Genomic DNA, 12,249 nt, shown 5'->3' with positions numbered 1-12,249 from the left:
GCAGACCCCTTCCGGCTCCGCGCTCTGGTGCCGCGCCCGCGATTCGGCCAAAATATCCCGTTCCGCCGGCCGCGCCCGGCCTGCGGTCGCAGGCCATGGGACGCGCCCGGCCCACCATCCGGAATCACAAGCCGCGGCCCGCGCCGGGCGGCAGGAGTCGAAGTCAAATGCAAGTGTCGGTCGAATCCCTTGGCAGCCTCGAGCGCCGCCTGACGTTCCGCCTGCCCTCGGAACGGCTCGAAACCCAGGTCGGCGGACGCCTGCGCGAGATCGCGCGCACGGCCCGCATCAAGGGGTTCCGCCCCGGCAAGGTACCGACGAAGGTGATCGAGCAACGCTACGGCCAGCAGGTGCGCGCCGAGGTGCTCGACGGCCTGCTGCGCGAGGGTTTCGACGAGGCCGTGCGCAGCAACGAGCTGCGCCTGGCCGGACAGCCCAGGATCGAGCCGAGCGAGCAGAAGGACGAGGGCGAACTGGCCTATGTGGCCACCTTCGAGGTGGTGCCGGACTTCGGCGAGATCGACGTCTCCAGCCTCAGCGTGGTGCGCCATGCCTCCGAGGTGACCGAGGAGGACATCGACCGCATGATCGAGAACCTGCGCCAGCAGCGGCGCAGCTGGAGCGCGGTCACGCGGCCTGCGCAGGCCGGCGATGCGGTGGACGTGGAGACCTGGTCGCAGATCGGGGACCAGCGCCTGCCTGCCGAGGGCGTCGAGCGCGGCGCGACCGTGATCGGCTCGGGTGGGATGTTCAAGGACATCGAGGATGCGCTGGTCGGCATCGAGGCAGGTGGCGAGACTACGGTCGAGGTCACGTTCCCCGCGGACTGGCGGGTGGCGGCCCTGGCGGGCAAGACGGCGCAGGTGCACCTGAAGGCCGAGCAGGTCTCGGAGCAGCAGCTGCCGGAGGTCGATGCCGCGTTCATCCGCAGCTTCGGCGTCAAGAGCGGGGAGATGGACCAGTTCCGCGCCGATATCCGCACCAACCTCGAGCGCGAGCTCAAGGGCGCGTTGATGAACCGCCTGCGGCGCGAGGTCGGCGAGCAGCTGGTGGCCGTCTATTCGCACGTCGAGCTTCCGCCGAAGCTGGTCGAGGCCGAGGCGCGCGGGATGCTGTCGCAGCAGGTCGAGCAGGCCCGTCGCGCCGGCCGCAACCCGGGCGAGGTCCCGGCCGACGCGCACCTGAATTTCATGGACGCGGCGCGCAAGCGCGTGCTGGTCGGGCTGCTCGTGGGCGAGGTCGCCCGGCGCAACGAGCTGCGCCTGGACCCCAAGCGCCTGAACGAGCACCTGCGGCTGATCGCCTCGACGTACGAGGAACCGCAGCAGGTCATTGACTTGTACCGCAACGACCCCCAGCTGATGTCTGGCCTGCAGAACCGGGTGATGGAGGAGCAGGTGATCGACTGGATCGCCGAACGCGCCCAGCATACCGAGCAGCAGCTCAGCTTCCAGGAAGCCATCGCCCCGTAGGCGGGTCCCGGCCCGCGCCGGGAACCACCCGCCCGGCAAGGCGTCCAACCCGCGTCACGAGAGCAGGAACCACGACCCCATGAGCAGCTACGACACCAAGGCCCTCAATCTCGTCCCGATGGTGGTCGAACAGACCAGCCGCGGCGAGCGCGCCTACGACATCTACTCGCGGCTGCTGAAGGAGCGGGTGATCTTCCTGGTCGGGCCGATCGACGACTACATGGCCAACGTCATCGTCGCGCAGCTGCTGTTCCTCGAGGCCGAGAACCCCGAGAAGGACATCAACCTTTACGTCAACTCGCCCGGCGGCATCGTCACCGCCGGCATGGCGATCTACGACACGATGCAGTTCATCAAGCCCGACGTGAGCACGATCTGCGTCGGCCAGGCCGCCAGCATGGGCGCGCTGTTGCTCGCCTCCGGCGCGGCCGGCAAGCGCTATGCGCTGCCGAATTCGCGGGTGATGATCCACCAGCCCTTGGGTGGCTTCCAGGGTCAGGCGACCGACATCGACATCCACGCCCGCGAGATCCTGTCGATGAAGCAGCGGCTCAACGAGATCCTGGCCCGCCACACCGGCCAGTCGATCGAGACCATCGCCACCGACACCGAACGCGACAACTTCAAGAGCGCCGAGGCCGCCCGCGAATACGGGTTGGTCGACCAGGTGCTGGAGCGGCGTCCGGAAGAGTCCATCCAGCCGGCCTAAGCAGTTGATTAAAAAAGGAAATGGCGTTCCGGTGGGGCAGGGTTTGCGCCGCCGGGCGCTGTGCTATTCTCGAACCGTGACCGCAGCAGCAAGACAGATCCAGGCATGAGCGAAGACCGTCAAGGCCGTTCCGGCGACAGCAGCAAGATCCTCTATTGCTCGTTCTGCGGGAAGAGCCAGCACGAGGTCCGCAAGCTGATTGCGGGCCCGAGCGTGTACATCTGCGACGAGTGCGTCGAGCTGTGCAACGACATCATCCGCGAGGAGCTCGAGGAGAAGGCGCAGTCCGCGCGCAGCTCGCTGCCCAAGCCGCGCGAAATCCTCGAGGTGCTGGACCAGTACGTCATCGGCCAGAACCGCGCCAAGCGCACGCTCGCCGTGGCGGTCTACAACCACTACAAGCGCATCGAGAGCCGCAGCAAGAACGATGACGTCGAGCTGGCGAAGTCGAACATCCTGCTGGTCGGCCCGACCGGTTCGGGCAAGACACTGCTGGCCGAGACGCTGGCGCGCCTGCTCAACGTGCCGTTCACGATCGCCGACGCCACCACGCTGACCGAAGCCGGCTACGTGGGCGAGGACGTCGAGAACATCATCCAGAAGCTCCTGCAGAAGTGCGACTACGACGTCGAGAAGGCGCAGCAGGGCATCGTCTACATCGACGAGATCGACAAGATCTCGCGCAAGAGCGAGAACCCTTCGATCACCCGCGACGTGTCCGGCGAAGGCGTGCAGCAGGCGCTGCTCAAGCTGATCGAGGGCACCACCGCGAGCGTGCCGCCGCAGGGCGGGCGCAAGCATCCGCAGCAGGAATTCCTGCAGGTGGAGACGCGCAACATCCTGTTCATCGTCGGCGGCGCCTTCGCCGGGCTGGACAAGATCATCCAGCAGCGCAGCACCGACTCCAGCGGCATCGGTTTCGGCGCCAAGCTCAAGAGTTCCGAGCGCAAGACCGAAACCGGCAAGGTGCTGGCCCAGGTCGAGCCCGAGGACCTGATCAAGTTCGGACTGATTCCCGAGTTCGTCGGCCGCCTGCCGGTGGTCGCCACGCTCGAGGAACTGGACGAAGCGGCGTTGATCAAGATCCTGACCGAACCGAAGAACGCGATCAGCAAGCAGTTCCGCAAGCTGTTCGAGATGGAAGGCGTCGAACTCGAGTTCCGCCCGGACGCGCTGAGCGCGATCGCCAAGAAGGCGATCAAGCGCAAGACCGGCGCGCGCGGTTTGCGCACGATCGTGGAATCGGTCCTGCTCGATACGATGTACGAGCTGCCCTCGCTCGAGAACGTGAGCAAGGTGGTGGTGGACGAGTCGGTGATCGAGCACAAGTCCGATCCGTACCTCATCTACCAGACCCCGGCGCCCGCGCCCAAGGTCGCCTCCGCCGAGTGATCACGGCGCCCGTCCGGGCGCCGGTGGCACCTCCGTCTGAACCTCGTCCCGCTGCCGTCCGGCGGCGGAAAGCTGCGTTCGTGGCCCGGCGCTTGCATCGTCCGGCGCGGGGCCCCATAACGGACCCATCCGGCACGCACCCTGTGGTGCGGCGCCCACCCGCTGCCCTGGACCCCTGCAATGACCCGACCCCGTAGCGAATCGCTCGAACTGCCCGTCCTGCCGCTGCGCGACGTGGTGGTGTTCCCGCACATGGTGATCCCGCTGTTCGTCGGCCGGGACAAGTCGATCCGCGCGCTCGACATCGCGATGGAAGCGGACAAGCGCATCCTGCTGGTGGCGCAGAAGTCCGCCGAGACCGACGACCCCGAGGGCGACGACCTGTACACGATCGGGACGCTGGCGCATGTCCTGCAACTGCTGAAGCTGCCGGACGGCACGATCAAGGTGCTGGTGGAAGGCGTTTCCCGCGTGACCGTGTCCCAGGTGCGCGAGGTCGATGGCACGCTCGCCGGCGTCGGCCACGTGGTCGAGCCGGTCGAGAGCCGCGAGCCGCGCGAGACCGAGGCGATCGCGCGCTCGCTGGTGTCGTTGTTCGAGCAGTACGTCAAGACCAACCGCAAGCTGCCGCCGGAGCTGATGCAGACGCTGTCGGGCATCGACGAGCCCGGCCGGCTGGCGGACATCGTGTCCGCGCACCTCGCGGTGCGCCTGGGCGAGAAGCAGCGCCTGCTCGAGACCGTGGACACGGCGGATCGACTGGAGTTGCTGGTCGGCCTGGTCGACGGCGAGATCGACGTGCAACAGATGGAGAAGCGCATCCGCGGCCGGGTCAAGTCGCAGATGGAGAAGTCGCAGCGTGAGTACTACCTCAACGAGCAGATGAAGGCGATCCAGAAGGAGCTGGGCGAGATCGACGACGCGCCCAACGACCTCGAGGAGCTCGCGCGCCGCATCGCCGAAGCCGGAATGCCGAAAGCGGTCGAGACCAAGGCGAAGAACGAGTTCAACAAGCTCAAGCAGATGTCGCCGATGTCGGCCGAGGCCGCCGTGGTGCGCAACTACCTCGACTGGCTGCTGGGCGTGCCGTGGAAGAAGCGCAGCAAGGTGCGCAAGGACCTCAAGGCCGCGCAGGACACGCTCGACGCCGACCATTACGGCCTGGAGAAGGTCAAGGAGCGCATCCTTGAATATCTGGCGGTGCAGACGCGGGTCAAGCAGATGAAGGGCCCGATCCTGTGCCTGGTCGGCCCGCCGGGTGTGGGCAAGACGTCGCTCGGGCAGTCGATCGCCAAGGCCACCAACCGCAAGTTCGTGCGCATGAGCCTGGGCGGCGTGCGCGACGAGGCCGAGATCCGCGGCCACCGCCGCACGTACGTCGGTTCGATGCCGGGCCGCATCGTGCAGAACCTCAACAAGACCGGCACGAAGAACCCGCTGTTCGTGCTCGACGAAATCGACAAGATGTCGATGGACTTCCGCGGCGATCCGTCCTCGGCGCTGCTCGAGGTGCTGGACCCGGAGCAGAACAATGCATTCAACGACCATTACCTCGAGGTCGACCTCGACCTGTCCGAGGTGATGTTCGTCGCCACCTCCAACTCGCTCAACATTCCCGGCCCGCTGCTCGACCGCATGGAGGTGATCCGCATCCCCGGCTACACCGAGGAGGAGAAGATCAGCATCGCCACGCGCTACCTGGTGCCCAAGCAGATCAAGGCCAACGGGCTGCGCGACGCGGAACTGGCGATCGCGTCCGACGCGATCCAGGACATCGTGCGCTACTACACGCGCGAGTCGGGCGTGCGCAACCTCGAGCGCGAGATCGCGAAGATCTGCCGCAAGGTGGTCAAGCAGATCGCGCTGGCCGGCCCGCCCAAGGGCAAGGCCAAGCCGAAGACGGTCAAGGTCGGCTCCGACAACCTCGACGCCTACCTGGGCGTGCGCCGTTTCGATTTCGGCCGCGCCGAGCAGGACAACGAGATCGGCATGGTCACCGGCCTGGCATGGACCGAGGTAGGCGGCGACCTGCTGCAGATCGAATCCACCCTGGTGCCGGGCAAGGGCAACCTGATCCTGACCGGCCAGCTCGGCGACGTGATGAAGGAATCCGCGTCGGCCGCGCTGTCGGTGGTGCGCGCGCGCACCGAGCGCCTCGGCATCGACGTGGACTTCCTGCAGAAGCAGGACGTGCACGTGCACGTGCCCGATGGCGCCACGCCCAAGGACGGACCGAGCGCCGGCATCGCGATGACCACCGCGCTCGTGTCGACGCTGACCAAGGTCCCGGTGCGCGCCGAGGTGGCGATGACCGGCGAGATCACCCTGCGCGGCAAGGTGACGGCGATCGGCGGTCTGAAGGAGAAGCTGCTTGCCGCGCTGCGCGGCGGCATCACCACCGTCATCATTCCGGAAGAGAACCGCAAGGACCTGGCCGACATTCCTGCCAACGTCACCGACCACATCGAAATCGTGCCGGTGAAGTGGATCGACGAGGTGCTCGACCTCGCGCTCGAGCGTCCGCTGACGGGAACCGGCACGCGTCCCGCCGCGGCACCGCGCGCGACACGCGGCGCCGTGGTGAGGCGCCGGAAGGACAAGGCGCCGGCCGGTTCCGACGTCAAGCACTGATCCGGCTTCACGGAAATATCACGAAACGCAATCCCGATCGGCCGGACGCGTCCGGTTACCGCGTGTTTCAGCGTTTCGAGGTCGTATTCGGCGTCCGCTCCGCGTAAAATGCCGCGGATTCGTGCATTCATCCTCAGGCCGGACGGCGTCGCGGGATTCCCCGTGAACAGGTCCGGTCTCCCAGCAAGCGGGCCGCGCGTCCGCACACGGAGTGTCCAAATGCCAGTGAACAAGAGTGAATTGATCGACCAGGTCGCCGACAAGGCGGGGCTGTCCAAGGCCGACGCAGGCCGCGCGCTCGACGCGATGATCGACGCCGTGACCGCCGCCCTCAAGCGCGGCGATGCCGTCAACCTGGTCGGCTTCGGTTCCTTCTCGGTCAAGGCGCGCGCTGCGCGGACCGGCCTGAATCCGCGCACCAAGGAGCCCCTGCAGATCCCGGCGTCCAACAACCCGGTGTTCAAGGCTGGCAAGGCGCTGAAGGATGCTGTAAACTGACCGGCTCCTGAGTTCCCTTACGGGTGCTTAGCTCAGCGGTAGAGCGTCTCCTTTACACGGAGAGGGTCGGGGGTTCGAAACCCTCAGCACCCACCATCAGGGGGGCGCTGGAACCGCACACAGGTTTCAAGGCGCGGAGCGGTAGTTCAGCTGGTTAGAATGCTGGCCTGTCACGCCGGAGGTCGCGGGTTCGAGTCCCGTCCGCTCCGCCATTGGATAACGGAAGGCCCTGCAGCGATGCGGGGCCTTTTCGTGTGTGTCGTCGTTGTCCCTGCCGATCGATGCGGGTGCAGGATCCGGGTGTCGCGCGTCGGGCCTGGGGACGCGCGGTATACGCGCAGCGGGCGCGCGGGCATTGCGCCCGCGCCGGTCCGGCGCCATGCGGTTAAACTGTACGGCTACGTCCCACAGCCGCCTCGCCCATGCTGCAGACCCTGCGAGAAAAGATGTCCGGCTGGATCGCGATCGTCATCGTCGCGCTCCTCGCCATTCCGTTCGCCTTCTTCGGCATGGAGCAGTATCTGTTCCAGAGCGGATCCAACTACGCGGCCAAGGTCGAGGTACAGCCGTCCTGGTGGCGTTCCGCACCGGACTGGTGGCTGGTGCGCAAGTTCGCCTGGGAGTCCGTGGAGGTCACGCCGGAGGAATTCCGCGAGGCGTTCGAGAACGAGCGCCAGCGGCGCCGCCAGGTGGAAGGCGAGCAGTTCGACGCGCGCGCGTTCGAATCGCCCGAAGCCAAGCGCGAGGTGCTCGAGGCACTGGTGGACCGCCGGGTCATGCAGCTGGCGGCGCAGCGCGACGGCATGGTGGTCGGCGATACCCGCGTGCGCGAGGCGATCAACGGCATTCCGGCCTTCCAGGTCGATGGCGAATTCGACCAGCAGCGCTACCTGCTGACGCTGCAGTCGCAGGGCTACACGCCGCAGGGATTCCAGGAAATGGTGCGCGACGACCTGCAGGCCTCGCTGCTCGCCGGCCAGGTCGCGCGCTCGGCGTTCACCACGCCCAGCGAGACCGAACGCATGATGCGACTGCTCGGCGAGCGGCGCGACGTATCGTTCGTGGTGCTGCCGGCGCCGACGCCGGATACGGGGGCGGTCAGCGCGCAGGACATCCAGGCCTGGTACGACGCGCACCGCGGCGAGTATCGCGCGCCGGAGCGGGTGACGCTGGAATACGTCGAGATCGACGCCAGTGCGCTGCCGGCGGTCCCCGCGCCCGACGAGGCCACCCTGCGCCAGCGTTACGAGCAGGAGAAGGCCCGCTTCGTGGAACCCGAACAGCGGCTGGTGTCGCACATCCTGGTGCCGCTCGAGGAAGGCGCCGACGAGGCCGCGCAGTCGCAGGCGCGCGAGAAGGCCGCCGCGCTGGCCGCGCAGGCGCGCGAGGCGGGCGCGGACTTCGCCGCGCTGGCCCGCGCCAACCCGGGCGATCCGGGTTCGGCTGCGAACGGCGGCGACCTCGGCTGGATCCGGCAGGACGGCAGCATGGTCGAGCCGTTCGAGGAAGCGGTCTTCGCCGCCGAGACAGGCAGCATTTCCGACCCCGTGCGCAGCCCGTTCGGCTGGCATGTGATCCAGGTGCGCGAGGTGCGCAGCGGCCAGCAGGTGCCGTTCGAAGAGGTACGCGAGACCCTGGCGACGGAAGCCGCGCAGGCCGAGCGCGAGCGCGCGTTCAACGATCTGGTGGGCGCCTTCGTCGACCAGGTCTACCGCAACCCCACCGAACTGGCGGCGGCGGCCGCGCAGGCCAGGCTGGAGGTCCGCACCGCCGGGCCGATCGCGCGCGGCGAAGGCGAAGGCGTGGTGGCGCTGCCGGCCGTGCAGCGCGCCGCATTCTCCGAGAGCCTGATCCAGGACGGCACGGTCAGCGACCCGATCGAGATCGACCCGGACCGTAGCGTCGTGATCCGCGTGACCCGGCACGAGCCGGCGCGTGCGCTGAGCGTCGGCGAGGCGCGCGAACAGGTGGTCGCCGCGGTCCGTGCCGACCGCGCGCGCAAGGCCGTGGAAGCCGATGCCGATGCGATGGTCGGGAAGATCGCCGGAGGCGAGACGCTGCAGGCGCTGGCCGACGCGCGCTCGCTGCAGGTGCGCGACGTGCAGGGCGTGCCGCGTGGGGCCCCGGTACCCGATGCGACGGCTGCGGAAGCGTATTTCGAGGCGCCGGTTCCGGCCGAAGGCGAGGTGTCGCCCGGCAAGGTGGCGCTGGACGACGGCAGCGTGGCGGTGTTCGCGGTGCAGAAGGTCACACCGGGCGACGCGTCGGAAGCCGAGGAGGCCGAGCGCGACATGTTCCGCCAGCAGATGGCGGCGCTGACCGGTCGCGAGGACGCGGACACGCTGCTGCGTGCGCTGCGCCAGCAGATGAAGGTGACGGTGCTGGAGTCGAACCTGTAGGTCATCGTCGGGCACGATCCGGCAACGAAGAAAAAGCCCGGCCATGGCCGGGCTTTTTTGTTTGCGCTGGAACTGGGCCGGAAGCCGCGACGCGGGCGGCACACCGCGCCGGCCTGCAGGCGCACCGCGTGCGCCTGCCACCACGCCGGACTACTCGCCCTCGTCGAGCCCGGTCATGCCGAGGATGTTGTAGCCGCCGTCCACGTAGGTGACTTCGCCGGTGATGCCCGAGGCGAGGTCCGAGCACAGGAAGGCGGCCGCGTTGCCGACGTCCTCGATCGTCACGGTGCGACGGATCGGCGCGTTGGCCTCGACATGGCCCAGGATCTTGCGGAAGCCGCCGATGCCGGCCGCGGCCAGGGTCTTGATCGGCCCCGCGGAGATCGCGTTGACGCGGATGCCCTCCGGCCCGAGGTTCAGTGCCAGGTAGCGCACGCTGGCTTCGAGCGCCGCCTTGGCCACGCCCATCACGTTGTAGCTCTGCAGCGCACGCTCGGCGCCGAGGTAGCTCAGGGTCAGGATCGCGCCCTGGCGGCCCTGCATCATCGGTCGCGCGCCCCTGGCCAGCGCCGAAAGCGAATAGGCCGAGATGTCGTGGGCCATGGCGAAGTTCTCGCGCGTCAGCCCGTCGAGGAAACCGCCGGCGATCGCCTCGCGCGGGGCGTAGGCGATGGCGTGGATCAGGATGTCGAAGCCGTCGGGCCAATGCTGGCCGAGCCCGGCGAACAGGGCGTCGATCTGGGCGTCGTCGGTGACGTCGAGCGGGAACGAAGGCCCGCCACCGAGCTTCGCGGCCACCTCCTCCACGCGCGATTTCAGCTTCTCGTTCTGGTAGCTGAAGGCGAGTTCGGCGCCCTCGCGGTGCATGGCCTCGGCGATGCCGTTGGCGATCGAACGCTGGCTGGCGATGCCGGTGATGAGTGCGCGCTTGCCTTGCAGGAAACCCATGGAGAACTCGCGATGTGGACCGGGCGCTATTCTGCCACGGTGCTCGCGGCCGCTCCGGGCGCGGGGCCGACCGGGTCGATCTGCAGCACCATGCCCGGCCGCAGGACGCCGCGCGCGTCCAGGCCGTTGCGCCCGAGCAGTTCGGCCAGCTCCACGCCGTAGCGTCCGGCGATGCGCCAGGCGGATTCGCCGCGGGCCACGACATGGGTGCGTGGTGCCGGTTCGAGGTGGGCGGAGGCATCGGCCATGGCGTCGGACAGATCGTCGGCGGCCAGCGCGCGCGCGGGTGCCTGCGCAGGCGCCGCCGCGGGGGCGGCCGGATGCGCGGCGAGCAGGGCCTGGGCCTGCCTGGCCGGCAGCAGCACGCGTGCGCGATCGCTACCGGCGCGCGCGATGCGGCCGTCGGCGTATACCGGATTGAGCCGCCGCAGCTGGGTGGCGTCCGCGCCGTGTCGCCGCGCGATGCCGTCGAGGGAGGCCAGCTGCACCGGGACCTCGGCCGCGGTCAGCACCGGCACGGGGCGGTCGAGCGCCTGCAGCCAGGCGTCGCGATCCCCGGATTCGGTCAGCAGGCAGGACAGTGCATGCAGCTTGCGCACGTACGACAGGGTGATCGCGGGCATCGGCAGGCTGGCGGGATCGGCGTCGGCCGGTCGCTGGCCGGCGCGGCGCAAGGCCCCCAGCAGCCGGTATTCGCCGGCGTTGTACGCCATCACCGCCAGTCTCCAGTCGCCGGCGAACATGCCGTGCAGGGTCTTGAGGTAGCGCACCGCGGCCTCGGTGGAGTCCACTGGCGACAGCCGGCCGTCGTAGCCGGGGCGCACCGCGACCTTGTGGTTGCGCGCGGTGAGCGAGATGAACTGCCACAGCCCGGCCGGGCCCTGGGCGGAACGGGCGCCGGGCCGGTATCCGCTTTCCACGAACGGGATGAGCGCGAACTCGGTCGGCAGGTGGGCCTCGCGCAGGCGATCGACCACGTAGCCGAACAGGGGCAGCACGTCGCTGCCGGGCGCCGCCAGCTGTGCCGGCGCATTGGCGAAATGGTGTCGCCACCGGTCGCTGGCGCCCGGTTCGCAGACCGGATCGGCGAGGCCTTCGCGGAAGCTGCGGTAGACCTCGAGGCCGCTGCGCATGCCTGCGGGCGCGGGGCGTGCCGCGGCCAGGTCCTGTGCGGCGTCCGGAACCGGGGTGCCAGCGGCCGCATCGGGCGCTGCGTCCGGGAGCCGTCCGCCGTCTGCCGGCGGCGTGGGTGCGGCATCGGCCACGCCTGCAGTCGGGGCAGTCTCCGCGTCAACCATGGATCCGGTCGCGGGTGGCGCCGGGGCCGCGTCGTGGCCCGCCATGGCCGGTCCCGCCAGCGCACACAGCAGCGCCAGCCCGGCCATCACCGACCGCGCCCTCATGCGCGGAAGCCGTCCTTCCAGCGCCGCAATTCGGCGAAGGCCTCGACCCGGTCGCTGGCGGCGGCCGGTGCGCGCGCGGCCACGGATGCGCGCACGGCAGGCGCGTCGATCCGCAGGAACGGGTTGCAGGCGCGCTCCTCGCCCAAAGTGGAGGGCAGGGTGGGGTGTCCTTGGTCGCGCATCGTGGTGGCCTGTGCCTGGCGGCGTCGCAGCGCCGCGTTGTCGGGGTCGACCACGCGCGCGAAGGCGGCGTTGGCCAGCGTGTACTCGTGCCCGCAGCAGACCAGGGTCGTATCGGGCAGGGCGGCCAGCCGGTCGAGGGAACCCAGCATGTCGCGGGGCGTACCTTCGAACAGGCGACCACAGCCAAGGCTGAACAGGGTATCGCCGGAGAACAAGAGGCCATGGCCGTGGAATGCGATGTGGCTCACGGTATGCCCCGGCGTCGCCAGGACTTCGAAGCGCCAGCGGCCCGCGTCCACATGGTCGCCTCCCCCGATCCGACGATCGGCGTGGCCGATCCTCGGATCCGCGGGGGCATGCACCGGGACCCCCGGCCAATGCGCGAGCAGCGCGGGCACGCCGCCGATGTGGTCGTCGTGATGGTGGGTCAGCAGGATCGCCCGGGGCGGCGGGCGATCACCGAGGGCCGCCATCACGGGCTCTGCGTCGCCGGGATCGATCAGCAGCCAGTCGCCGTCTCCGTCCCCCAGCGACCAGATGTAGTTGTCGGACAGGGCAGGGATCGGTGTCGGCTGCATCGGGGTCGGGTCCGGGGAGCCTATAGAATGGTGACC

General features: G+C 69.0%; 9 protein-coding genes and 2 tRNA genes. 8 read left to right on the top strand and 3 right to left on the bottom strand.

Annotated elements, in window-relative coordinates:
* The first annotated feature begins 167 nt into the window (after window positions 1–167).
* From tig to QFW81_RS03180, 8 genes are all read left to right on the top strand, one after another.
* Window positions 168–1,472: a trigger factor gene (gene tig / locus QFW81_RS03215; RefSeq protein ID WP_280577118.1), complete on the top strand. Its 1,305-nt coding sequence runs from the start codon at window positions 168–170 to the stop codon at window positions 1,470–1,472.
* A 79-nt stretch (window positions 1,473–1,551) separates the two neighbouring features.
* Window positions 1,552–2,181 (top strand): ATP-dependent Clp endopeptidase proteolytic subunit ClpP, encoded by a 630-nt coding sequence (gene clpP / locus QFW81_RS03210; protein ID WP_280577117.1) that lies wholly within the window; start codon window positions 1,552–1,554, stop codon window positions 2,179–2,181.
* 105 nt (window positions 2,182–2,286) lie between these two features.
* On the top strand, window positions 2,287–3,573 hold the full coding sequence (gene clpX, locus QFW81_RS03205; protein ID WP_280577116.1) for an ATP-dependent Clp protease ATP-binding subunit ClpX: 1,287 nt from the start codon (window positions 2,287–2,289) through the stop codon (window positions 3,571–3,573).
* A 180-nt stretch (window positions 3,574–3,753) separates the two neighbouring features.
* A complete protein-coding gene (gene lon / locus QFW81_RS03200; protein WP_280577115.1) occupies window positions 3,754–6,204 on the top strand; it encodes an endopeptidase La in 2,451 nt (816 codons plus the stop codon).
* 225 nt (window positions 6,205–6,429) lie between these two features.
* Window positions 6,430–6,702 carry an HU family DNA-binding protein gene (locus QFW81_RS03195; RefSeq protein WP_149104022.1) on the top strand — a complete coding sequence of 91 codons (273 nt, stop codon included), beginning with the start codon at window positions 6,430–6,432 and terminating at the stop codon, window positions 6,700–6,702.
* A 21-nt stretch (window positions 6,703–6,723) separates the two neighbouring features.
* Window positions 6,724–6,798: transfer RNA gene (locus QFW81_RS03190), tRNA-Val, on the top strand.
* Window positions 6,799–6,837: 39 nt separating this feature from the next.
* Window positions 6,838–6,914, top strand: a tRNA-Asp gene (locus QFW81_RS03185).
* A gap of 210 nt (window positions 6,915–7,124) precedes the next feature.
* Complete coding sequence (locus QFW81_RS03180; RefSeq protein WP_280577114.1) at window positions 7,125–9,101, top strand: SurA N-terminal domain-containing protein; 1,977 nt, start codon at window positions 7,125–7,127, stop codon at window positions 9,099–9,101.
* A 150-nt stretch (window positions 9,102–9,251) separates the two neighbouring features.
* On the opposite strand, the gene QFW81_RS03175 is transcribed toward QFW81_RS03180, so the two are convergent.
* The 3 genes from QFW81_RS03175 to gloB are packed head-to-tail and all read right to left on the bottom strand — an operon-like array spanning window position 9,252 to window position 12,213.
* Complete coding sequence (locus QFW81_RS03175) at window positions 9,252–10,049, bottom strand: enoyl-ACP reductase FabI (RefSeq protein WP_280577113.1); 798 nt, start codon at window positions 10,047–10,049, stop codon at window positions 9,252–9,254.
* A gap of 26 nt (window positions 10,050–10,075) precedes the next feature.
* Window positions 10,076–11,452: a transglycosylase SLT domain-containing protein gene (locus tag QFW81_RS03170; RefSeq protein ID WP_280577112.1), complete on the bottom strand. Its 1,377-nt coding sequence runs from the start codon at window positions 11,450–11,452 to the stop codon at window positions 10,076–10,078.
* Window positions 11,449–12,213 (bottom strand): hydroxyacylglutathione hydrolase, encoded by a 765-nt coding sequence (gene gloB / locus QFW81_RS03165; RefSeq protein ID WP_280577111.1) that lies wholly within the window; start codon window positions 12,211–12,213, stop codon window positions 11,449–11,451. Before gloB ends, QFW81_RS03170 begins: the two co-directional genes overlap by 4 nt.
* Between the last annotated feature and the right edge of the window lie 36 nt (window positions 12,214–12,249).

The organism is Luteimonas kalidii (assembly GCF_029887935.1).
Lineage (GTDB): Bacteria > Pseudomonadota > Gammaproteobacteria > Xanthomonadales > Xanthomonadaceae > Luteimonas > Luteimonas kalidii.
Note: the sequence above shows the minus strand (reverse complement) of the source record. Positions and strands in the feature narration are given on the sequence as shown.